Source organism: uncultured Mucilaginibacter sp., assembly GCF_937859865.1.
Lineage (GTDB): Bacteria > Bacteroidota > Bacteroidia > Sphingobacteriales > Sphingobacteriaceae > Mucilaginibacter_A.
The window spans coordinates 1-23,408 of the sequence record NZ_CALMAT010000032.1 but is presented as its reverse complement, the minus strand read 5'-3'; the positions used below and the strand labels follow the sequence as shown (position 1 = coordinate 23,408).

Below are 23,408 nucleotides of genomic sequence, written 5' to 3'. Positions count from 1 at the left end.
CCTAAAATTAAAATTATTGCTGATGAAGGTTTGCAACCGGTAAACAAAATGATGATCACGGTAACCAAACCTTTGGAAAACGCCGTGAAACAAATCCCGGAACTTAACTACGTTAGAAGCACCACCAGCCGCGGCAGTTGCGAGATTTCGGCATTTATGAACTGGAGCGCGAACATTGATTTGAGCCAGCAGCGCATCGAATCACAGATCAGCAAAATCCGAAACGATTTGCCGGCCGATGTGCAAGTTTCGGTGGAAAAAATGAACCCTTCCATTTTGCCGGTCAGCGGCTACACATTGGAAAGCCACGATAAATCGCCTATCGAGTTGCGGCAGTTGGCCACGTTCACCATCAAACCTTTTTTATCACAGGTCAGTGGCGTTTCCGAAATCCGTGTGATTGGCGGCAAGGTAAAAGAATACTGGCTGCTGCTGAACAAGCAAAAGATGAGTGCGCTTTCATTAACGCCCGACATGATTAGCAACACACTCAACCAAACCGATTTTGTGAGATCCGAAGGTTATCTGTCGGATTATAAAATGCTGTACCTCACCGTTACCGATGCCACGCTGAACGCCAAAGACCAATTGGAAAACGTTGTGGTAAGCAACAACAGCAAGCGCGTGGTGAGGATGAAAGATTTTGCCGATGTGCAGATTAATCCCGGTATTGAGTACACCAAGATCAACGCAAACGGACACGAAGGCGTACTGATTGCGGTCATCAAACAGCCCAATGCCAACCTGATTTCGCTTTCTGCGGATATGGAAAAGCAGGTGCAGCGGCTGCAAAAAATCCTGCCGAAAGATGTAACCATCAAACCATATTATGTGCAGGCGGATTTTGTAAATGAATCCGTAAAAAGCGTGGGCGATAGTTTGTGGATTGGTTTGGCACTGGCCATTGTGGTAGCGATACTGTTTTTACGTTCCTTAAAAGCGAGTGCAGTTATCCTGTTCACCATTCCGGTTACGCTTGGTTTAACGCTGGTTGTGCTGTATGTCATCGGTTACACGTTCAACATCATGACGCTGGGCGCCATTGCCGCCGCCATCGGTTTAATTATTGACGATGCCATTGTTGTGGTCGAGCAAATTCACCGCACGCACGAAGAACATCCCGAAGAACCAACGCGCAACCTGCTGCAAAGGGCTATCAACTATCTGCTGCCTGCCATGATCGGTTCTTCCATCAGCACCATTGTTATTTTTATTCCGTTTGTGTTGATGAGCGGCGTGGCCGGCGCATATTTTAAGGTGATGACCAACACGATGATCATTACTTTGGTCTGCTCCTTTTTTGTTACCTGGATTGGCTTGCCGGTGATTTATCTCCTGTTAAGCAATACCAAAAAAAGGGTGGTAAAAGAAGCATTGGCACACAACGTAAAACAGCAGCGCTGGGTTTCGTTTTTTATTTTGCGGCCTGTAATCAGCTTTGCCATCATGCTGTTTTTACTGGCAATAATTGTGTTTGTGCCTGGAAGATTGGCCACTGGTTTTTTGCCGGACATGGACGAAGGCAGCATTGTGCTGGATTACAGTTCGCCGCCCGGAACTTCGCTGGAAGAAACCGACCGGATGCTGCGCGAAGTGGAAAAGATCATCATCAAACAACCGGAAGTTGCGGCTTATTCGCGACGCACTGGAACGCAAATGGGCTTTTTTATTACCGAACCAAACCGCGGCGATTACCTCATCCAGCTTAAAAAACAACGCGACAAAACCACAGAAGAAGTAAGCAGCGACTTGCGGAAGCAGATTGAAACTTCGCAACCAGCTTTGCGCGTAGATTTCGGACAAGTGATTACGGATATGCTGGGCGATTTGATGACTTCGGCACAACCCATCGAGATTAAGGTTTTTGGCGATAACCAGCAAAAATTGCAAGCATTATCCAAACAAGTTGCCGCCGCCGTAACCGCCGTAAAAGGCACGGCTGATGTTTTTGATGGCATCGTGATTGCCGGTCCGGCCGTCAGCATCGTGCCGGATTACAGCAAGCTGGCGCAGTACGGCCTCACGCCTGCCGGTCTGCAGTTCCAGGTGCAAACGGCCTTGGAAGGTAACGTGATTGGCAGTTTGTACGAAACGCAGCAGCTTTCGCCCATCCGCATGGTTTACCCCGGCAACCGCAGTTTGAGTGTGGAAGGCATCAAGAACATGAATTTGTTTTTGAACAATGGCCAGCAAATACCAATCTCCGGACTGGCGAACGTAGAACTGCGTGCCGGTGATGCCGAAATTGAGCGCGAAAACCTGCAATCCATGGGCGTGATCAGTGCGCGTTTGGAAAACAGCGATTTGGGAACGGTGATGCCAGCCATTCAAAAAAACATTGCCGAAAAAGTAAACCTGCCCCAAGGTTACCACGTGGAATACGGCGGCGCGTATGCCGAGCAGCAGCAATCGTTTAAAGAACTGCTCATCATCCTCATCACTTCCAGTTTGCTGGTTTTTGGGGTGATCCTGTTTTTATTCAAACAATTTCGGATTGCGCTGCTCATCCTCGTCATCGGCGTGTTGGGCATTGCCGGCAGTTTCCTGGCCTTGCTCCTCACCAACACACCTTTAAACGTTGGCAGCTATACTGGGTTGATTATGATTGTGGGCATCATCGGTGAAAACGCAATTTTCACTTTCTTGCAATTTAAACAAAGCATGCTGCAAAGTACGGTGGATGAAGCCGTTGTTTATTCCATTTCTACCCGCCTTCGCCCTAAACTGATGACGGCTTTGGGTGCCATCATTGCGCTTTTGCCTTTGGCTTTGGGCATTGGCGCAGGCGCACAACTGCACCAGCCGCTGGCCATTGCCGTGATCGGCGGTTTTGTGGTAGCGATGCCTTTGCTGCTGATCATTTTGCCAAGCATGATCCGCATTTTGTACCGAAATGAAACTGCACAGTCCATGCATGATCTATCGGATACAAATGCTGATACCACCAGCAAACAATAACTTAGTTTATCACTATCTTTACATTAATGGTAAAACGGGTTTATATAGATACATCTGTGATGGGTGGGCGGTTTGACAAAGAGTTTTCTGCTGCAACTATTCCCTTTTTCGAGGCTGTGGAACAAGAGAGTTTCAAAATTATTATTTCGGACCTTTTAAAAGCCGAACTGTTAAGGGCACCAAAACAAGTTAAAGACTTTTTAGAGACCATTCCTTCTCAACAAATCGAGTGGGTTAAACTGACAGAGGAAGCAGCTAACCTGGCGAACCAATATATACAGGCTAAAGTTGTTGGACAAACCAGCCGGGCAGATTGCCAACACATTGCTATGGCCACCATTGCAAAAGCAGATGTTTTGGTAAGCTGGAATTTTAAACACATTGTTAATTTAGATAAGATCCGTGGTTACAACGGCATTAATTATCAGTTAGGCTATAATATGATCGAAATCAGAACACCAAAAGAAATTATAAACTATGACGATGCAAGTAGACAACCCGACAATTGAAGGCTTAGTAAAGCAGATGCGTGTTATCCGCGATCAAATAAGCAATGAAATTAAAGACATGACTTTTGAAGAGGAACGTGCTTTTTTAGACAAATTACTTTTAGACAAAAAGGATGAAAACGATCCTTATTTCAATAAAGACAACAAAAAAGATTCCTAACATTTTCAGGCTTTAAAAATTTTACTTTAAGTAGGGTTTTTTGAGTTTAACACATTTTTAACCGATAAAAGAAGTATGAAACCAACCCTCAAATTTTCGCTGATACTGTTTTTATGCAGTATTTCTTTGTTCTCCCGCGCCCAAACTTATGTGGCCGATAAAACTATTCCGCTGACTGGCGACGGCGGTTATGATTATTTGTCGATTGATGCCGCAAACAACCGCTTGTATGTTTCGCATGGAACGGCGGTCAACGTCATAGATTTGGCAACCGAAAAAAGCATTGGCACCATCAGCGATATGAAAGGCGTTCATGGCATTGCCATTGATAACAAATTGAACAAGGGTTTTATCAGTGATGGCCGCGCCAATGCAGTTGTTGCTTTTGACCTGAAAACGTTAAAAACTATCGAAACTATTCCGCTCACTTCGGTTAACGGCCCGGACGCAATTATGTACGACCCTTTTTCCGACCGTGTTTTTACTTTCTGCGGAGAAAGCAACAATGCCGCAGTGATTGATCCGCAAACGATGAAACAGGTTGGAACGGTAGCCCTTGGCGGCGGGCCGGAATTTGCCGTGAGCGATGGCAAAGGCAACATCTACAATAATTTAGAGGATAAAAACAGTATGGACGTGATTGATGCCAAAACCCAGAAAGTGCTGAAAAACTATCCGTTAAACCCATGCGGCGGCCCAACTGGTTTGGCTTTGGATGCCAAAAACAAACGCCTGTTTACCGTTTGCCGCGAAAACAAAGGTTTAAGCGTGGTGGATGAAACCAGCGGCAAAGTGATTGCCACCCTTCCCATCGGTACCGGTGTGGATGCCGTTGCTTACGACCCGCAAACCAAACTCGTTTTTGCTTCTAACGGAGATGGAACAGTTACCATCATCAAACAAAAAACTGCCGATGAGTATGCTGTTGTGCAAACCCTGAAAACACAAGTACGGGCTAAAACATTAGCTTTAGATACCAAAACGCATAAAATTTATTTAAGCGTTGCCGATATAGTGGCTGGAACACGTAATGCAATTCCGGGAACTTTTAAGGTTTTGGTTTATAAGATGCAATAAACGAGAATAATCTTTTTTTAATTTAGGAAATCCTGCTTTTTTTTATGGATGGGATTTTAGGGTTTAGCGGCTTTCTATTCGGGCATTTTATGCCCCCCAATACTTTAAAGAAAGCTTGCATCGTTAAGTTTCTACAGAATTTCTACAGGATATTATTATAAATAGCAAAAAATATTTTTATGAAAAAGCTCACCCTTGTATTTCTGCTAATCTTATTTGTTTGTAATGTTAAAGCACAATCTAAAACAGGTTTCCATATTCTCAAAAATTTACCTATTGCAAGTAGCGGTGGCTGGGATTACATCACTGTAGATGGAGCCTCAAAGCGCATATATACTTCTCATGGCAACCAGGTTAATGTATTGAGTACCACTACGGGCGATTCGATAGGTTACATTCCTAATACGCCCGGTGTGCATGGCATAGCGTTGGTTAAAGCATTAAACAAGGGTTATATCAGTGCGGGAAGAGCAAATGCTGTTGTTGTTTTCGATTTAAAAACATTGAAAGTAATATCCCAAATACCAGTTGGCGAAAATCCGGATGCTATATTTTACGATGACTTCTCCAAAAAAATCATGACCTGTAACGGCCGGAGTAAAGATGCAACAGTTCTTGACCCGAAAACAGATCAAGTGGTTGCTACCATACCTTTAAATGATAAGCCCGAAACTGCGGTCTCTGATGGGAAAGGTAAAATTTTTATAAACGGCGAAGGCACAAGCACCTTGATTGTAATTGATGCAACTACCTACAAAGAGATTACAAGATACAAAATAAATGGCGGTGAATCGCCAACCGGACTTGATATTGACCGAAAGACGAATCGCCTTTTTATTGGTTGCGGAGACACTAAAACGATGGTCGTAATGGATCCTGCTAACGGTAAAACAGTAGGTAAGTTTCCAATTGGCGGAACAGATGGTGTTGTGTTTGATCCTGCACTTAAATTAGCTTATGCTTCAAACGGTGAAGGAACCATCAGCGTAATAAAAGAAACGAGCGCGGACAAGCTTGAATTTGTGGAGAACATTCCTTCAGAACCAAGTGCGCGAACCATTGGCATCGACCTGATTACTCATAAACTATACCTGCCAGCAGCTAAAACAGAACCTAATCCTGCCGGTGGTCGTCCGAAACAAGTTCCCGGCACATTTCATATTATTGAAGTTGGTAAGGAATGATTAGCATCTGAAGCTTTTACTTCCAAAAAAATATGGGTAAAAGTTGCAAGACGCAGAAAAAGGAAGGTTAGTAGATGTTACTTTTCCTTGTTCCAAATCTCTTCAGCACAAACGACAGGATCAGAATCAGGAGTAGTAATTGGTTTTGGTTTATCAGATGCAATAAAAAAATAGGTTTGTTTTAATTTGGAAAATCCTGCTTTTAACAAGCGGGATTTTTTGTTTTAGGGATTAAAGGATTTAAATGTTTAAGCTGAAAGACTGGCATAACAGGCTTCGACCAGCAGATAAGCTCAAAAATACTTAAAGTAAAAGCCAGATTCCTTGAAGTAAAAGGCAAGATACCTAAAGGAAAAGCCAAAACCCTTTAAGTAAAAGCCAGATTCCTTTAAGTAAAAGCCGTTTTACCTGAAGGAAAAGCCAAAGTACTGCAAGGATATGCCGCTTTCCTTCATGCAAAAGCCAAAATACTTAAAGGAAAAGGCTGTTTACCTGAAGTAAAAGGCAGAATACTTAAAGGAAAAAGCAAATTACCTGAAGGAAAACAGCCTTTCTACTTTAGAAAAAGCTTGTTTTCTGGTGTTCGATTCAACTGTTTTTGCGGATTTAGACTTGTGGGTCAAGTTTTTAGGGCCTGGATTTGTGGATGTTTGTATTGGTATGGCAGAAACTGGACGAAGAGTTTTTTAGGAGGCTCGCAAGGTTTTGTTTTCATCAGAACCAGCAGAAATAGTTAAGGCTTTTAATTTAGAAAATCCCGCTTGTTTGAGCGGGTTTTTTTATACAACAGGATCACATATCTTAAGCTCAAAGCTCAATATTGCAAGTCCAGGCAACCTTTGCTAACTCGTAACTTTGGTGGAAATATAGATTATTAAAAAGTTTTAAATATTGCTTTTAACACTTATGTTAACCATCCATGCAAGCGCAATTTTGTTACACCCATGTAAAAAAGTTTGTGTTAAAAGTGCACTTGGGAAAGTGCTCTTATTTTTATTTATTAAACTACATTAATTTTATTGCCAACGATATCTTGTTCCTTTACATTTAAAATTAAGGGTAAATACAAACACTAACAAGATGAACAATCCACAAACGATTAAAGAGGCCATCATGCTGTACACACAAGCATGGAATGAAAAAGAGCCAATAAACATTAAAGCAAAAATTGAACGCTGCTGGGCCGATGACGCGACCTATGTTGATGCACAAAACCCGCTGGTAAAAGGCATTGACGGCATTACCAATCTGATCACGCGGTCGTATGGACAACTGCCGATAAGGACTTTTGGCCTTCCTGCTCAGCCTGAATACCACAATCAGAGCGGACGATTCAGATGGACACTTGTTCAGCCGGAACAGGAAGATCAGGAGGGGATGGATTACTTTGAATATAATGAGGCAAATCTGATTACCCGCATAGTCGGATTTCCGGGCGCACTGGCATAAATAATTAACAAAATATCCGAATAATCTATGAAAACAATGGAGATCAATCTGGAAAACCTCCGGCTTGCAAAAGAAAAAATACCCGCAAATGTACCAGTGATGATGCTCAATCTGCTCCGTTATAAAGATCAGGCTGACTATGGTGAACAGCATGATCAAAGTGCTCCCTCCTCCGGCCGCGACGTTTATTTTCAGCGGTATGCGCCTGCATTTAATCAAGTAGCATCAAATCTCAAAGTAACCGGAATTGCGCCTTTTTGGGTAGGCAACGTACTTGCCAGTTTGGTTGCGCCGGACATAGAGCAATGGGATGATATCGTGCTGGTAGCCTATCCTGATTTTGAGGCTTTCTGTTTGGTAGTAGAAAGTGAAGATTACCTTATTCATGCCGCTCACCACCGCCTTGCTGCCCTCGAAGATTGGCGGCTTATAGCGATGGTTAAAATCAACCTGGCATAATCCGTTCAAACACGTTATCTTTACCTGAAAAACGGTTATGCATAACCTGATAACGGCTAATTTTGCCCTGCATGTTTCATTAGATCAGGCTGAAAAAGAATACGTTTACTCGGTACTACAACATAAGTTAGTAAAGAAAAATACGGCGTTACTAACGGCAGGTAAGATATGTAGGTCATTATACTTTGTCAACAAAGGCTGTCTGCGTATCTTTAATAAAAATACCGACGGCACAGAGCATAATGTTTTATTTTGTCCCGAGAACTGGTGGGCTTTTGATATTTCCAGTTTTTTTGGTAAGAAGCCCGCATTTTATGAAATAGATGCACTGGAAGATACAGACGTTTTTTACCTGGATTATAATGCGTTGGAAGAACTTTTTTTAAAAGTGCCTAAGTTTGAGCGGTTTTTCCGCATCCTGACGCAAAATGGTTTCGCTCTGTACCAAAGTCGCGTTACTGCTAATCTTTCAAAAACAGCCGAAGAACGGTATCATCAATTTCAAAAACAGTACCCTAAATTAGAGCAGCGCATCGCCCAAAAGCACATTGCGTCTTACGTTGGGATAACACCGGTTTTTCTAAGCGTACTGCGCCAAAAAATGAAAACATCTGATAACAGAAACGAAATCCGATACGATGATGCCGATAACGATAGGTGATCGCGGATTAAAGCTTTGCAAGACTGAGAGCCTGTTTAAATTTCTATCGTAAAAATTTATAGTGCTTCTTTTATGCCTATAAATTTTGTGTTTGGATAATACACCGGTACAAAAATTACAAAAAAGAACAATGATTTTTGTACGGTAAAAGAAGCATAGAAAATATTTGGATAAATTTTAAACACGCTCTTAGCCCTTTGTTTATTATATTTGGGTAGATGAAGCGCCTGAAACACCTTTTTGCTTTCACCCTTTTGCTGTTGCCACTGTTGGGAAAAGCAGCTTCGCTCCTGATACCAATGGACGATACGCAAAAAGACCATTTAAAAGCTTATGGCGTTGCTTTTTGGGTGTTAAAAAATGGCGAAGAGGTAAGCTGGCTGCTCAATTACCGCGGCGGCAGTTTTATGAGTAAGTATGATAAAAAGCTGGAAAATGAGTGCCGCGTTCGGGGCATCAGTTTTGAAGTGGTTGCAGATGGCAAAGTAAACGAAATCCTTGCCCAAATCAACGACCCTTCTGCCAATATGGATGTGGTAAAACTGGAAAAAGCGCCCAAAATAGCTATTTACTCGCCCAAAGATAAAGGACCGCTGGAGGATGCGGTTGCACTGGTTTTAAAATATGCTGAAATTCCTTTTGATTATTTATACGACGAGGAAGTGCTGAAAGGCGATTTGTACAAGTACGACTGGCTGCACCTGCACCACGAAGATTTTACCGGCCAGTACAGCAAAATGTTGGGCGGATGGATGGCCCGCGGCGGCGGTATGGGCGGCGGGCGTTATGGTGGCCGCAACCAGGATTTAAATGCCGAAAGCAAAGTGGTACAGGAAGCATTGGCGCATAAATTAGGTTTCGAAAAGGTATCCAAAATGAAGCTGGCCGTTGCGCAGCACATCCGGGATTTTTGCGGCAATGGCGGCTTTTTGTTTGCCATGTGTTCCGGGGCAGATAGTTTTGACATCGCGCTGGCTGCTGCCAAAACAGATATTTGTGAAACGATGTACGACGGCGACCCGGCCGATCCAAACGCTCAATCAAAATTGGATTTCAGCCAGACTTTTGCTTTTCAAAACTTTACGGTAAATACCAGTGCCCGTTCGCGCGAGTTTAGCGATATTGATGTTTCCAACGCGCGCAACGTGAGGCAGGAAAATGATTTTTTTACTTTGTTTGATTTTTCGGCCAAGTGGGACGTGGTGCCAAGTATGCTCACGCAAGACCATGACCGCGTGATCAAAGGGTTTAAAGGACTGGCCACGGCTTTTGATAAAAGCAAGTTGAAACCTGGCGTTACCATTATGGGCGAAATGAAATCGGCCAATGAAGCACGCTACATCCACGGCGAATACGGAAAAGGGCAATGGACTTTTTACGGCGGCCACGACCCGGAAGATTATCAGCATAGCCCCAACGAACCACCAACAGACTTGGCCTTGCACCCAAACTCGCCAGGTTACCGGCTTATTTTAAACAATGTGCTTTTTCCGGCTGCCAAAAAAAAGAAACAGAAAACCTGATTGTTTTTAGTCGAAAAAAGGTCGGTAAAAGAAGTATGGCATCTTTAGCAGATAGAAGTTGGTTAAACTTTCAAGGGCCTGTTTAAATTTGTACAAGATCTTTCGATATTCCCGGATGCTTCTTTTACCGGGTAAAAATTGGTGCCTGTCTGCCTACATTTAATAAATCAAAAACCAAACGATTAAGATTTTTAGGTGGTAAAAGAAGCATCAACTCCAAAAAAATTTAAACAACTCTGATAATAAAACTTTGAAAAACCAAGACGAACAAAGTTAACTTCGGCCAACAACTATTTTACCTCGATTACAATCTTGCCTTTACTTTGATTACTTTCCAAGTATTGGTGCGTCTTCACAATTTCATCCAATTAAAAAGTTTTATCAATACTTAAATTGATGCTGTGATTGGCAACAGCATTGATAAAATCCTGCAGTAAATATTGTAGGCTTCGCTCATGTAAACTTTTTTCAGTTTACTCCCACTTCAAAGTATAATTCTTACCTACTTATTTTTGCTAATCAGCTAATTAAGAACCTTATACATTCAAAATATTAAAGAAAATAAAATTTTCTTTTTAAAAAGGCAACTTATCCCTTTAACGAATAAATAGCGCGATAACAGAAACATTGGACAACACGCCGCCGTAAACAGCCTTGATCTTTTAAGTACAACCTCAGCGAAAAAAAGATGAAAGAAGCACGTGGCGCAGGATGTTTGGAATTGGCTGGTATAAGCTTTTCAACTTATTATTCTACCTCATTTTTCTTAGTTGCAATCTTTCCGCAAAGGCTGAAACTGAAATTTCAAAAAAGCTACTATCCTATTTTCAAGCTCTTTACTTACCTGTTTAATTTTTTAATTGTTTCAGATGAATTTTTTCCCCTTAAAAAAAGCATTGCCGTTTGCACTCCTGTTAATTATTGGCTCTGGTTGTAAAAAAGATTTTTTAGATGAAGATCTGATTGCCACAAGTGTTGACACCACAAACGTTGCCGTACATGTTACCGTTGATGCCCGTATTGTTAAAAATGATATTTCGAAACAATACAAAGGCGTAAACATTACAGAAAATTGGGAAGATCAGTCGTACTGGAACTATCCCACAGCCCCGGCCACTACCATCAAAACCATTAACCCAAACATTATCCGCGCCGGAAATGATGATGTTTTTTGGTCTGAGCCGCCCTATAATAAACCTAAACCATGTCTGATTAACTACGGGCCGTACGAATACCTTTCTTACCAAACGGATATTGTTGAGCCGGACGGCATCCACATGAAAAGCCGTTACTTAGATATTGATGAGTATGTGGCACTTTGCCGGGCAACAGGCAGCGAACCGGAAATTATCATTCCGTACAACCGCATTTATTACAAAGGCCAAGATGGCACACATATCGCCACAAAAGAAGATTTTCTAAAAAACGCAGAAACTTTGGTTAACTATGCCAACAAGGTTAAAGGCTACAACATTAAATTCTGGGAAATTGGCAACGAAAGCTGGCAACCCAGCACCAACGTTACGGCAGCAAATTACCGCGACGACCTAAAGCTGTTTTCGAAAAGAATGAAAGCGGTAGACCCTTCCATCAAAATTATTGCCAATGGCAGAAGCAGTTCTTGGTTTGAAACTGTTTTAGCCGGTGCCGCAGAAAGCATTGATTACATTAACATCAGCTATTACCCCGTTTATCCGTATTCCGGATACAATTTTTACAGCAATTACAATGTAACTTATGGCAATGATGGCGATGTGCAGAACGCTTTACAGGCACTTAATGCATCTAAACCAGGTAAAGATATCAAACTGATTGTTACCGAGTTTAATGCTGCCGAATTTGGCGGGCCGTGGAAAGACAACAACGATTTGGGCCATGCTTTGGTAAGTTTCCAGATTGGTGCCGATATGATGAGCAATCCGTCAATTTACTTCTCCAGTTTTTGGAATATACGCTGGTATTATGGCTATCAACCAAATGGCGTACATTGGTTACCAATTGAAAGTTCGCCAAAAACAATTATGAATGCTGCCGATAACCAGGGTAACTTAAACGCAAATGGTACAAGTTTATCTATCTTATACAACAACTTTTCTGGGGCAATTGTAGATGCGCAAAGCGACAACCAGGTAGTAAGACCTTATGCTTGCGTTGATAAAAATAATGGTAAAACCAACTTGTTTTTATTAAACAAGAGCGCATTGAAACAAGGTGTAAAAGTAGATTTGAAAAACTTTGGCAGTGTAAAAAAAGCAGAGGTTTGGGTTTTTACCGGATCTGGAGATAGCGACGCAAACCCGAAATGGCAAAGAACAACATCCAATATTAACTTTAATGCAACAGGTACTTCGGCAACGTTAACGTTAAGTGCCGAGTCGGTTACGATGATTAAATTAAAATAGAAACCATTGCAATTTAAGCACTTGTTTAAATTGTGTGCTTACGATTTTACATGCTTCTTTTACCCTATGAAAATTGGTGACTGCACTAACTAAAAAAACAAAACGTTTGCCAATTTTTATAGGATAAAAGAAGCATTGATATCCTGCCAAGTAAGTTTTAAACAGGCGCTAAGCAAACAATTAGTGCTTACAATCTTTATTATCGTTTCTTAAAATTATAATTAAGCGATGAAGGATTTACTACGCACAGCAGCAAGATTGGTATTTGGTAAAATTCTTCCGCGTGTGGCCTACCCGGTTTTAAAAGGCCCGCTAAAAGGCGCAAAATTTATTTTAGGAACGCATGGCGGCGCAGGCGGTGGTGCTTCGGTGTACTTTAATAAGATCGAGCCGTTGCAAACCCAAGCCTTTATCAACACTGTAAAAAAAGGCGATGTGTTGTTTGATGTTGGCGCAAACGTAGGTTATTATACCGTTTTGGGTTCGCGGCTTACCGGAAATCAGGGCAAAGTTTTTTCGTTTGAACCTTTGGTAAAGAATGTTTCCTACTTGTACCGGCATGTTAAAATCAACAAACTCAATAATGTTACCATCATTCCTTCGGCCTGCTCAAACAACCAATCTATCGTTACTTTTTTAGAAAACCCAATTGCTTCCATGGGCCATATCGAAAACAGCGCCATTAACGCTGACGGCACAAATGTTACTTTGGTTTCTACCGTAAGTTTGGATGCCGTTGCAGCCAAGCTTACCATCCAACCAAATGTGCTTAAAATTGATGTGGAAGGCGCCGAATTAGCTGTTTTACAAGGAGCGGAAAATATCATTACTGGTTTTAAGCCGATAATTTTTCTTTCCGTTCATTCACCCGAATTGCGGACAGATTGCTTAAACTATTTGCAAAATTTTGGCTACAAGTTTAAAGCTTTGGAAGAAAACCACGAGAACGCCATGGAGTTTTTGTGTTTGGCGAAAAGCAGTTAATTTTTCCCAGCTTCGGTTAATTTAGAATTTAAACGGAAAAATCAATTTATCAACCACTAAAAAAAGACCGATAAAAGAAGTATTGTATTTTGATGATGCTTCTTTTATCGGCCTAAATTTAGTGTCAATAATAATTACAAACTTACGGCATCGGTTAAATCAATATGTGTAAATTTATGCAAATTGATGGCAGGAAACACGCGCCGAACCCGAAGCGTACCCGAATTAAAAAAGTCTGCCGTTTCGCGCCATTCGGTTTGCCTTGCGCCGCCGTTAGTTTCCGGGTCGCTCATTACCAAAACGGTTTTTGCGCGTTGCAACAACTCGCCGGCAACTTCGGCTATTATGGCGTCTTTCTTACTAATGCCGTCAATCTTTCCAAGCCAGCTATTAATCCGTACCAAAAAATCAAACGCGTACAAACCCAACAGGCAACGCGCCATTGGTGTTGCAGGCAAATGGTCCCATTTTAAATGGCGGTTAAAGCTTTCTACCCTTCTTCTAAATCCCGGATAAACCTGGTTTGTATCATGGATCAGCATTGCGTAATCAAATTCCCAACGCAAAGGCGCTTCATAGAGCGCACTTAGCTCCCAGGCATCGTGCGTACTAAAAGCGTAGGAAATTCCGCTGATCGTTCTGTCTTCATCTGCTTCGCAACCGTTAACCACCACTTTAATTCTGGCCGGTTCTATACCTTCTGCCAGCAGTTCTTTCAGCAGGTTTGGAACTGTTTTTTCGTAAAAACGGAAGCAGGTTGCAATCACATAAACAATCGTTATATTGTTGGTTGATGTATTGGTATGCGGAACCAAACACAATTTCTGTGGCATTTCCGGTTCTCCGCAGTAAAAACCGATGGGCATTTCGGCAAAAGTTTGCTGCCAGGTAGAACTCGGGATAAATTTGTTGCCTGCGCCCACAAAAGCAAAAGCCTGATTGGCTGCTACCGTTCCGTATTCGTAAGGCTGCCAGTAACCTTCGTTTGGATTGCTGTACCCGGTTACGCGGCCATCTGCCTGTAAAGTCATCGTACCCAAAGGAACAATGATAAAACCTTCCCGCGTATCGCAATAGCGGCAAAATAAATGCGGCGTACCAATTAATTTCTCCATGTCCACACCTTGCTCAATACTGAACTCGGTTTGTTGTATTATACTTTCTTCGCTGCCTGGCCCTAACGCTGTTATCATGTTTATCAAAATGTTGTTTAAATTTAATTATTCAAATCCCAAAACGGGAAGCGATGAAATTAGCGTTCATTTTTTAATAATCAAATAATTTAATCACTAATAGAAGCAGAAACCTTATAATGAGTACCTGGCCCAAATGTTTTTCTTTTTGTTTGATGACGAATCCTCATCAAATTTTCCCTGCTAAAAACAGTATTGCCTAAACCATTTACAAACTTTGCGGTTGTTTTTTCTTAAAGAAAGATAAAAATGGATACGTACAAAGTAATACTGGAAGAAGAAAATGTTAAGCGCGAACTGGACATAACGCCGCTGAAACCTGAAAAGAAAAACGCAAAAAATTTATCGGGCGAATATGCCATTCAGGAAAACGGCAAAGATTTGGGCAAGCTGGTTTTTGACCAGGGCAAATATCATTATACCGGAAAAGAGCATTTTACAACCGACGAAATTAATTTGATCGCGCTTTCTTTAACGGCCGAAACCGGAAAAGAAACCATAATTGAAGCGGAAGACGATGATTTGGACGACCTGGAAATTGAGATTGAGGAAGACTAAAGGCCGCTCCGACACGAATTGCTGCAAAAAACTGCAGCAATTTTTGGTGATCATTTAATACAACCATCCAAACAGCTCTTTTAAAATCTGCCCAACTATTACGAAATTTTACATGACAAAAAAAGCTAACCCAATCATAATCGTTGCGATGGTTCTGGCTCTTGCCGCAATGAGCTTTTGCGCTTATCATGCACACCAACTTTCGGAACAGCAAAGAAAAATAAAAGAAGATTTCGGCACGCTTAACGGCGTTACTTTCGGCATTTTCTCGGTAAACCAATGGAAAGACAAAGTTGCCGCGATTGTAAACAACCAAATCCAGACCTTCAATTTTACCGGAAACCAGCAAAAAAACCTGGAAAAAGAAGTAGAGCAGATTTTGAATGCGTTGATTAACAAGGCACTCGCAATCGTAAACAAACCACAAAAAACGTTTGTGGGCAAGATTAGAAAATTTGCGGTACACACTTTTGTAAACCCGAAAGAACTGCACGACCAGGTTCCCGTTTTTGCCAAAGAAATTATCAAACAAGTAAATAACCCGTCGAGCAAAAAAAGGTTGAGAGGTTTGGCGCAAAGCAAGTTTAACCAATTGGAAAAAACCACTTTTGATAGTTCCCTTACTGCAGAACAACAGGTGCGCGAAAAAATCTACGCTAAATACCACGTTAAATCAACAGATGCCTATAACCAAAAAACGGACAGCCTTTTAAAGGAAATAAAAACGCAAAGTTACACTTACACTTATGGTTTGATGGGCGGCTCCATGCTGTTTTTATTGGTGTGGTGGCTGTTCCGAAAAAACGAACCGCTGTACAAACCTTTATTTGTCCTTTCCATTTTGGCCGCGGCCATTTTGCTGGTAGTGGGCGTCAGTTCGACGATGATTGATGTTGAAGCACGCGTAAAGCTGCTCGATTTTAAATTGTTGGGACAGGAAATGATCTTTAAAAACCAAATATTGTTCTTTCAAAGCAAAGGTATTTTGGAAGTAGTTTTGCTGTTGCTGAAAGCTTCAGGCACAGAATCTATGGTTGTTGGCGCGCTGATTTTGTGCTTCAGCATCCTTTTTCCAGTTAGCAAATTAAGTTCGGGCTTGATTTATTTGCTTGGCAGCGACAACAAATGGACGCGCGGCAAAGTAGTGCATTATTTTGCATTTGATTCTGGAAAATGGAGCATGGCCGATGTGATGGTAATTGCCATTATGATGACTTACCTTGGTTTTAACGGGATTTTGGACAGCCAGTTGGCCGTGCTCAACATCAAAACAAGTTACTTAGCCAGCATCACCACCAACAATACAGCTTTGCAGCCCGGCTTTTTCATTTTTGTAACGTTTGTACTTTTCAGCCTCATTATGTCTGAAATCTTAAAACGGGTGATTTTGCCTGCTGAGAAGAAAGCCAAAGGCCAGGATTTAATTTAAGGTCAACAAAAAAAGGTTGGTAAAAGAAGCATCAACACATTAATGCTTCTTTTACCAGCCTAAAATTGGCAACAAAAAAACCAGCTATTCGCTCAAGCCTAAAACCTTGTCCATGGTGATTGGCAGATTACGGACACGATGGCCGGTTGCATGAAAAACAGCATTTGCAATAGCTCCGGCAACGGCGATAATACCGATTTCGCCAACGCCTTTTACGCCTAAGGGGTTTACTTTATCATCGTGTTCTTCCACAAAAATCACATCAATATCGTTGATGTCTTTGTTTACCGGGATGTGGTATTCGTAAAGGTCATGGTTTATAAAACGGCCCAGGTTTTTGTCCATCATGCTTTCTTCTTCTAAAGCCTTGCTGATGCCCCAAACCACCGCGCCTTTTATCTGGCTGCCCGCAGTTTTTGGGTTGATGATTTTGCCGGCCGCAACTGCACAAACCACACGGCTCACAATCGCTGTTCCCAACTCTTCGTCCACTTTTACCTCGGCAAAAACAGCAGCGTGCGTATTAAAAGTATATTTTAATTTGTTGATGGGGTTTGGCCCGCTCATCGCTTTTTCTTCGATGCTGCCCACTTCGGCCTGTTTCATTAATTCGCTGATGGAAATTTTGGACGAAGGATCTTTTTTCAATAGCACGTAGCCATCATCAATTATCAGATCATCCGCACTTTCTCCCGAAACCGGTGTTTTTTTGGATTTTTTGGCCAGCTTTAAAACCTGCGCTTTAACCGCTTCGCAACCTGCTTTTACTGCCGAACCAACCGAAGCAGCCGTCCACGAACCGCCTTGCAATGGTGCTTCCGGCATGTTGGTATCGCCCAATTTAAACGTTACATCTTCGATCGCCAAGCCTAAAGTTTCGGCAGCAATCTGCGTCATGATGGTATAAGTTCCCGTGCCGATATCCGAAGCGCCGCTGCTCACAAACAACTTTCCGTCTGCCGATAAAACCGCTTTTGCGTTGGCCAGCATTTGTTGCGCGTCCCAAGCCGCCGTGCCCATTCCCCAGCCAATTAACTGGTTGCCATCACGCATAGAACGCGGCTCGATGCTTCTTTTATCCCATCCAAATTTGGCCGCGCCTTGCGTGTAACAAGCTTTCAGTTCTTTGCTGCTGTATGGTCTGCCGCCCATTTGGTCTTCTTCCGCATAATTGCGCAAACGGAACGCCAAAGGATCCATTTTTAAGGCATAAGCCAGTTCGTCTATCGCGCTTTCAAAAGGATGATTGCCGGTTACCGCGCCGGGCGCACGCATATCCAGCGGCGAAAACACGTCCAGCTTTACCAGATCGTATTTCAGTTCTACGTTTTCGCATTTGTACATTGTGCCCGACCAGTTGACGATGATCTCCGTGTAATCCTCAAACCTTGAAGTTTCGCCAAAAGCCTCGTGTTTTACCGATTGCAAAGTTCCATCCGCAGAAGCGCTTAAAGCCAAACGCTGCACTGAAGAAGGCCGATGCCCGAAAGAGAACATTTGCTGCCGCGTTAACGAAACACGGACGGCGCGTTTTAATTCCAGCGAAGCCAAAACCGCCATAAATACCTGATATTGCGGACGCAAACCCGAACCAAAAGCGCCGCCGACAAAAGGAGAAAGCACGCGGACATCATCCGTAGAAAGCCCAAAAACTTTGGTGATGTATTGCTGGCAGTTGAACACGCCCTGCGTTTTATCGTAAACAGTTAGCTTGTCGCCGTCCTCCCAAACGACGGTTGTGGCGTGCATTTCCAAAGGGTTATGATGCTCGGCGGAATGCAAATACTCACCTTCCACTTTAAATTCGGCTGCTTTAAAAGCATCGCCTGCATTGCCGCGCGATTTTGGTTCTTCAAACCCAACCTTGCCTTTCGGCGCTTTTTTGGCTTTGTCGAGGTGATCCATCAGCACGGTTTCGTGTTTGTCTTCCTTGTATTCCACTTTAACCAGCGAAGCCGCATAACGCGCCAGTTCAAAAGTTTCGGCAACAACCAGTGCGATAGGCTGCATGCTGAACATGATTTTGTTGTCTTGAAAGGGACGAAAAGGCGAACCAGCCGGCGAATCCTGGTCTTTATAATTTTTATCAAACCAAGGCAGGCCGGAAACATTTTCGTGCGTAAAAATTTTTAAAACGCCTTTTAAGCTTAATGCTTCTTTTACGTCTATATTTTTGATGCTTCCTTTTGCAATTTCGCCCGAAACCACAACGCCATAAACCAGGCCATCTGCGGCAAATTCGGCTGCGTATTTGGCTTGTCCGGTTACCTTTAACGGCCCGTCAACACGGCTCGTCGGTTTTCCTATATAATTACTTTTCATTGGTTTATTTTTTAGGTTGATGCTTCTTTTATGCCGTATTTTTTGGTGTTATACAGCTTGCAAAGCTTCGGTAAAAGCACGTACAATGGCGCGTTTGGCCAGTTCTATTTTAAAAGAATTATAGCTATATCCTTTGGCCGTTGCCAAAACGGTTTCGGCCAGCAGCCTAAAGTTTTCTTTGGTTGGTGTTTTGCCAATCATCATCGCTTCTGCCGATTTATCGCGCCACGGTTTATGCGCTACGCCACCTAAAGCCATCTGTATTTCTTTGATCGTTCCGCCTTCCAGTTCTATCGCAGCAGCCACAGAAACAATGGCAAAAGCGTAGGATTGCCTGTCGCGCAGCTTCAAATATTGCACCTTAGAAAAGGTTTTGGCGGGAAGATCAATAGACGTAACCAAATCGCCCGGCTGCAAATTGTTGTCCAACTCCGGTTGGTCGCCTGGCAAACGGTGGAAATCAGCAAAATCCACTACCCAATCTCCTTTTGTGCCCGTTACGTTTACTTTGGCATCCAGCGCAGCTAAAGCCACACACATATCGCTTGGGTGTGTGGCAATGCAATGTTCGCTCGTCCCTAAAACAGCATGGATGCGGTTATAACCATTGATGGCCGAACAGCCGCTGCCTGGCTCGCGTTTGTTGCAAGGCGTGGCGGTATCGTAAAAATAATAACACCGCGTGCGTTGGAACAGGTTGCCGCCGTTGGTTGCCATGTTGCGCAATTGTGCCGATGCGCCAGCCAAAATCGCTTTAGCAAGCAAAGGATAACGCTGCTGCACCTGTTCGTTCCAGGCGGTAACGGCATTGGTGGCTAACGCGCCTAAACGCAAACCGCCGTCTTCGGTGTTTTGGATTTCGGTTAAAGGCAGGCGCGTTAGGTCGGTCAAATGCTCCGGACGTTCAACGTTTACCTTCATCAAATCCAAAATATTAGTTCCGCCGGCAATAAACTTGGCTTTGTTTTTTGTGTTAATATCTTCAACTGCGTCGGCAACATTAACTGCTCTTAGGTAAGAAAAACTATTCACCGGCCATTTCTCCTTTCACTTGCAAAATTGCCGCGTTGATGTTGTTGTAAGCGCCGCAACGGCAAATATTCCCGCTCATTTGTTCTTTAATATCGTCTAAAGTATTCGCTTTTCCTTCATTAAACATTCCGACGGCCGAACAAATCTGACCGGGCGTGCAATAACCGCATTGAAAAGCATCATGCTCGATAAAGGCTTTTTGCAGCGGGTGCAAATCTTCGCTATGCGCCAAACCTTCAATCGTGGTAATTTCCTGTCCTTCGCGCATAACGGCCAACGTAAGGCAGGAATTGATACGGATGCCATCCACCAAAACCGTGCAGGCACCGCATTGGCCATGGTCGCAGCCTTTCTTTGTCCCGGTAAAACCAATGTATTCGCGCAGAGCATCCAAAAGTGTAACCCAAGGCGCAATGTTAAGTACATGTTCCTGTCCGTTGATTTTTAACCTGACTTTTACCGGTTCTGCCGGTGCGGGCGCAAGTGTAGTTGCGTGGCTGCCCGATGCTTGTTTAAATATTCCTGACATGCTGTTTGATTTTAATGTATCGGCTGAAAAGCGATACTTCTTTTATCCCTATAAAATAGTTGTTGCGCCATGTTGTTTGGGTGGTGGCATATTTATTTTTGATCCGCATGGATGTGCCTAAAAAACTATCGGTAAAAGAAGCATTTACCGCTGCTGGTATTTTTCTTCCAGGTTTTTAAAATACAAAATTCAAAAACCATATTAAAATTATAAAGTTATATAATTAACTAATAATCAAAATAATGGAAAAATTAATTTCGAGAAAGCAACATGGTTTTGCTGATTATACTTACATCCCGCTGATGGCGGCAGCACCTGAAGTTTTTGGTTTTGAAGATGAAGACACAGCCACCTTACTCTGCAGAATACAAGGCGGAACGGTATTGCTAACCACTTTACTGACGCGTGCAGAATGGGGAGTGTTTAAAGTGATTCCTTTTAAAACACACCTGCTTTTAGACCTTTCCCTCGGCGCGTTCTCCATAGCCGCTCCTTGGGTTTTTGGCTTTTCTAAAAACAAAAAAGCGCGCAATGCTTTTTTGCTGATGGGCGCCACCAGCATTGCAGCCAGCCTGCTAACCGAACCTAAAGAAATGCCGGCCACCGAATCCTAATTTTTAACCGATAAAAACAGTATCAACATTAAATCAAAACGATATGTCAACCAATCAAAAATATGCACTAATAACCGGTGCTTCCAGCGGTATCGGATACGAGCTGGCGAAATTGTTCGCACAGGATAAATACAATTTGGTTTTGGTTGCTTTGGAACCAGACTTGCTCAACCAAAAAGCAACCGAACTGAAACAGCAATACGGCGTTAAAGTAGAAGCCATTGTAAAAGATTTGTTTAAACGCGAAGCACCGTTTGAAGTTTACGACCAAATAAAAGCAAAAGGCATCCAGATTGATGTTTTGGTAAACGATGCCGGGCAAGGCCAATACGGCTTGTTTGCAGAAACCGATATTAACCGCGAACTGGACATTATCCAACTGAATATTGGCGCTACCATTTCCTTAGTAAAATGCTATTTGCCTGAAATGCTGGCCCGTAAAGATGGAAAGATTTTAAACCTTTCTTCGATCGCCGGAAAAACGCCCGGCCCGTACCAGGCAGTTTACCACGGCACAAAAGCTTTTGTGCAATCTTTTACCGAAGCGGTACGCTCGGAATGCAAAGATACCGGCGTAACGTTAACAGCTTTATTGCCTGGCAAAACCGACACCGATTTTTTTAACAAAGCTCAAATGGAAGATTCTAAAATGATGGAACAAAGCGGATCCGACCCGGCAGAAGTAGCGAAAGACGGTTACGAAGCTTTGATGGCTGGTGAAGACATGGTGATTTCCGGCTTTAAAAACAAAGCAATGGTAGGCATGAGCAACGTTATGCCAGACCACTTGGTTGCCGATATGATGAAAAAACAACAGGAACCAAAAGAAGATTAAATGCTTCTTTTATCACCTAAAAAACCTTGAACTTTTATCGGTTCAGGGTTTTTTGTTTTTAATAAAAAATACAATTACCAATAATATTTTTACGAATTAGATTTGTGAAATACAAAGAGGGAATAAATTTTAATGTATTGTTGTTTTACCTTTCTTTTCAAAATCTTTATAACATTGCTTAATGTAATTGATAAGATCATAATCGTTCCAAGTATTGATCTGTGAAAGGGAAGGTTGGTATCTTAATTTAAAATTAAACAAATCAGCATCTTTTATCGGAACATTACTTTTGATCAAATCATCATTAAACCTGGTAGAAATTTCATAATTGTCAACTTCCCGTTTGGCATATTTTTTAAACTTGCGTGCATTGATTACTTCGCTTTTAAAGTTCTCATATATAAACGTCATGGGTTTTAAAAACAAATAATAATAGTGTGGGGTTCCGGTATAAAAAACGCCTTTGTCGCGGTATCCTTTTTTTACTTCCTGCAGATCCGTTATCAAAAAATTTTCCTTGATCACAACTTCCGGCAACTCAACAGCAGGTGTTAAGTACAATACTTTGATTAAAAAATCAGTTACAATTGAATTGATGGTTTGAAATCCTGCACTTGATATTTCAAGGCTGTCTCCTAAAGCAGCCATAATATTAAACACGCCGTACAGATTAGATTTAACAGTTTGCTTGTTTTGTTTATTGAAAACCTTGACACTGCCTAATCGGATATTTGAACCCTGCTTATATAATATCCCTTGTTGTATTTTAACAGGTTGCCCTTTTAAAGTATTTGCAACAAAGATAAATAGTACATAAAACAGGAGTGTTTTTCTTCTATCCATTTAATAAAGCTAAAAGAATAAAATCAATGACAATTAGGTTTAACCTTTTTTAACAATTGTGATTTTTTATCATATTGATTAACTCCAACATAACCAATTATAAAAATGCAGCAATACTTCTTTTATCACATAAAAAACCCTGAACTTTTATTGGTTCAGGGTTTTTTGTTTTGCGATTTGTCTGAAACTAACTTTAAACTTTAGCTATCTCTACATGAAATGTAGTTCCTTTATTTTCTTCACTTTCAAACCAAATTTTGCCATCGTGCCAATCAATAATGGTCTTGATGATGGACATGCCCAAGCCAACGGAAGGTTCGCCTTTTAACCCAACACGGCTGGCATTGTTAAATTTATCAAACAGATTTGCATGGAATTTTTCGGGAATACCAATCCCATTATCGGCAACTACAATGTGCACAGTTGTTTTCCTATCTTCTAAACTTAACGTAATGGTTCCGCCAGCAGGTGTAAATTTAATGGCATTTGAAATCAGGTTATTGATTGCTTGGAAAAACTTGCTCTCATCAATCTCTACAAAAATTGGTTTGTTTACCGTATTAAATATAAATGTTTGGTCCAGTTCTTCTTTTTTCTGCTGGTATTCTTCGGTTGTGCTTTTAAAAATCTGTGTCAGGTTAACCCTTTTTTTAAACAGTGCAACCCCTGCCTATTCAACAAATTCTT

24 protein-coding genes (1 of these 24 running past the window's edge) are annotated in these 23,408 nt (G+C 42.0%); 17 read left to right on the top strand and 7 right to left on the bottom strand.

Going from position 1 to position 23,408, the window contains the following annotated elements:
* From Q0192_RS03760 to Q0192_RS03740, 5 genes are all read left to right on the top strand, one after another.
* Nucleotides 1-2,958 carry the 3' portion of an efflux RND transporter permease subunit gene (locus Q0192_RS03760; RefSeq protein ID WP_299286283.1) on the top strand. Its footprint begins 129 nt before the window's first position, so only the last 2,958 of its 3,087 coding nucleotides appear in the window; its start codon lies beyond the left edge, outside the window; its stop codon occupies nt 2,956-2,958.
* Between the two features lie 26 nt (nt 2,959-2,984).
* Nucleotides 2,985-3,467 (top strand): PIN domain protein, encoded by a 483-nt coding sequence (locus Q0192_RS03755; protein ID WP_299286281.1) that lies wholly within the window; start codon nt 2,985-2,987, stop codon nt 3,465-3,467.
* The gene (locus tag Q0192_RS03750; RefSeq protein ID WP_299286279.1) at nt 3,436-3,627 is read left to right on the top strand and encodes a hypothetical protein; all 192 of its coding nucleotides are present in this window, start codon (nt 3,436-3,438) and stop codon (nt 3,625-3,627) included. Before Q0192_RS03755 ends, Q0192_RS03750 begins: the two co-directional genes overlap by 32 nt.
* 75 nt (nt 3,628-3,702) lie before the next feature.
* Nucleotides 3,703-4,704, top strand: a complete 1,002-nt coding sequence (locus Q0192_RS03745) for a YncE family protein (RefSeq protein WP_299286275.1) — start codon at nt 3,703-3,705, stop codon at nt 4,702-4,704.
* Between the two features lie 179 nt (nt 4,705-4,883).
* Nucleotides 4,884-5,888 carry a YncE family protein gene (locus Q0192_RS03740; RefSeq protein ID WP_299286272.1) on the top strand — a complete coding sequence of 335 codons (1,005 nt, stop codon included), beginning with the start codon at nt 4,884-4,886 and terminating at the stop codon, nt 5,886-5,888.
* Nucleotides 5,889-5,965: 77 nt separating this feature from the next.
* Here the strand turns inward: Q0192_RS03740 and Q0192_RS03735 are convergent, their stop codons facing one another.
* Nucleotides 5,966-6,097 carry a hypothetical protein gene (locus tag Q0192_RS03735; protein ID WP_299286269.1) on the bottom strand — a complete coding sequence of 44 codons (132 nt, stop codon included), beginning with the start codon at nt 6,095-6,097 and terminating at the stop codon, nt 5,966-5,968.
* A gap of 871 nt (nt 6,098-6,968) precedes the next feature.
* Between Q0192_RS03735 and Q0192_RS03730 the strand changes: the two genes are divergently transcribed.
* The 7 genes from Q0192_RS03730 to Q0192_RS03700 all read left to right on the top strand — a co-directional run bounded on the left by Q0192_RS03730 (nt 6,969) and on the right by Q0192_RS03700 (nt 13,366).
* The gene (locus Q0192_RS03730; protein WP_299286266.1) at nt 6,969-7,337 is read left to right on the top strand and encodes a nuclear transport factor 2 family protein; all 369 of its coding nucleotides are present in this window, start codon (nt 6,969-6,971) and stop codon (nt 7,335-7,337) included.
* A 36-nt stretch (nt 7,338-7,373) separates the two neighbouring features.
* A complete protein-coding gene (locus tag Q0192_RS03725; protein ID WP_299286263.1) occupies nt 7,374-7,796 on the top strand; it encodes a hypothetical protein in 423 nt (140 codons plus the stop codon).
* 37 nt (nt 7,797-7,833) lie between these two features.
* Nucleotides 7,834-8,457: a Crp/Fnr family transcriptional regulator gene (locus tag Q0192_RS03720; protein ID WP_299286260.1), complete on the top strand. Its 624-nt coding sequence runs from the start codon at nt 7,834-7,836 to the stop codon at nt 8,455-8,457.
* A 218-nt stretch (nt 8,458-8,675) separates the two neighbouring features.
* The gene (locus Q0192_RS03715) at nt 8,676-9,980 is read left to right on the top strand and encodes an asparagine synthetase B (RefSeq protein WP_299286257.1); all 1,305 of its coding nucleotides are present in this window, start codon (nt 8,676-8,678) and stop codon (nt 9,978-9,980) included.
* Nucleotides 9,981-10,668: 688 nt separating this feature from the next.
* Nucleotides 10,669-10,917: a hypothetical protein gene (locus Q0192_RS03710; protein ID WP_299286254.1), complete on the top strand. Its 249-nt coding sequence runs from the start codon at nt 10,669-10,671 to the stop codon at nt 10,915-10,917.
* A complete protein-coding gene (locus Q0192_RS03705; RefSeq protein ID WP_299286252.1) occupies nt 10,877-12,382 on the top strand; it encodes a hypothetical protein in 1,506 nt (501 codons plus the stop codon). Before Q0192_RS03710 ends, Q0192_RS03705 begins: the two co-directional genes overlap by 41 nt.
* A 228-nt stretch (nt 12,383-12,610) precedes the next feature.
* Nucleotides 12,611-13,366 carry an FkbM family methyltransferase gene (locus Q0192_RS03700; protein WP_299286250.1) on the top strand — a complete coding sequence of 252 codons (756 nt, stop codon included), beginning with the start codon at nt 12,611-12,613 and terminating at the stop codon, nt 13,364-13,366.
* Between the two features lie 134 nt (nt 13,367-13,500).
* Here the strand turns inward: Q0192_RS03700 and Q0192_RS03695 are convergent, their stop codons facing one another.
* Entirely contained in the window at nt 13,501-14,559 is a 1,059-nt protein-coding gene (locus tag Q0192_RS03695) for a hypothetical protein (protein ID WP_299286248.1), read from the bottom strand.
* 249 nt (nt 14,560-14,808) lie between these two features.
* On the opposite strand from Q0192_RS03695, the gene Q0192_RS03690 reads away from it, so the two are divergent.
* Nucleotides 14,809-15,117, top strand: a complete 309-nt coding sequence (locus tag Q0192_RS03690; RefSeq protein ID WP_299286245.1) for a hypothetical protein — start codon at nt 14,809-14,811, stop codon at nt 15,115-15,117.
* Nucleotides 15,118-15,229: 112 nt separating this feature from the next.
* Nucleotides 15,230-16,546 (top strand): paraquat-inducible protein A, encoded by a 1,317-nt coding sequence (locus tag Q0192_RS03685; RefSeq protein ID WP_299286242.1) that lies wholly within the window; start codon nt 15,230-15,232, stop codon nt 16,544-16,546.
* Between the two features lie 84 nt (nt 16,547-16,630).
* On the opposite strand, the gene Q0192_RS03680 is transcribed toward Q0192_RS03685, so the two are convergent.
* From Q0192_RS03680 to Q0192_RS03670, 3 genes are read right to left on the bottom strand one after another with little or no spacing between them, the layout of a single operon-like run.
* On the bottom strand, nt 16,631-18,868 hold the full coding sequence (locus tag Q0192_RS03680) for a xanthine dehydrogenase family protein molybdopterin-binding subunit (protein WP_299286239.1): 2,238 nt from the start codon (nt 18,866-18,868) through the stop codon (nt 16,631-16,633).
* A gap of 48 nt (nt 18,869-18,916) precedes the next feature.
* Nucleotides 18,917-19,900, bottom strand: coding sequence for a xanthine dehydrogenase family protein subunit M (locus tag Q0192_RS03675; RefSeq protein ID WP_299286236.1), 984 nt, complete (start codon nt 19,898-19,900; stop codon nt 18,917-18,919).
* Nucleotides 19,893-20,429, bottom strand: coding sequence for a 2Fe-2S iron-sulfur cluster-binding protein (locus tag Q0192_RS03670; protein ID WP_299286233.1), 537 nt, complete (start codon nt 20,427-20,429; stop codon nt 19,893-19,895). Before Q0192_RS03670 ends, Q0192_RS03675 begins: the two co-directional genes overlap by 8 nt.
* Before the next feature lie 242 nt (nt 20,430-20,671).
* Between Q0192_RS03670 and Q0192_RS03665 the strand changes: the two genes are divergently transcribed.
* Nucleotides 20,672-21,043, top strand: a complete 372-nt coding sequence (locus Q0192_RS03665; RefSeq protein ID WP_299286229.1) for an SPW repeat protein — start codon at nt 20,672-20,674, stop codon at nt 21,041-21,043.
* A 43-nt stretch (nt 21,044-21,086) separates the two neighbouring features.
* Nucleotides 21,087-21,878, top strand: coding sequence for an SDR family oxidoreductase (locus tag Q0192_RS03660; protein ID WP_299286226.1), 792 nt, complete (start codon nt 21,087-21,089; stop codon nt 21,876-21,878).
* A 129-nt stretch (nt 21,879-22,007) separates the two neighbouring features.
* On the opposite strand, the gene Q0192_RS03655 is transcribed toward Q0192_RS03660, so the two are convergent.
* Both Q0192_RS03655 and Q0192_RS03650 read right to left on the bottom strand, forming a co-directional pair.
* On the bottom strand, nt 22,008-22,526 hold the full coding sequence (locus tag Q0192_RS03655; protein WP_299286224.1) for a hypothetical protein: 519 nt from the start codon (nt 22,524-22,526) through the stop codon (nt 22,008-22,010).
* A 388-nt stretch (nt 22,527-22,914) separates the two neighbouring features.
* Nucleotides 22,915-23,202 (bottom strand): ATP-binding protein, encoded by a 288-nt coding sequence (locus tag Q0192_RS03650; RefSeq protein WP_299286303.1) that lies wholly within the window; start codon nt 23,200-23,202, stop codon nt 22,915-22,917.
* Between Q0192_RS03650 and Q0192_RS03645 the strand changes: the two genes are divergently transcribed.
* Nucleotides 23,174-23,408 (top strand): hypothetical protein (locus tag Q0192_RS03645; protein ID WP_299286221.1); only part of this gene is annotated, 235 nt, incomplete at its 3' end. The two genes, Q0192_RS03650 and Q0192_RS03645, sit on opposite strands and share 29 nt — an antisense overlap.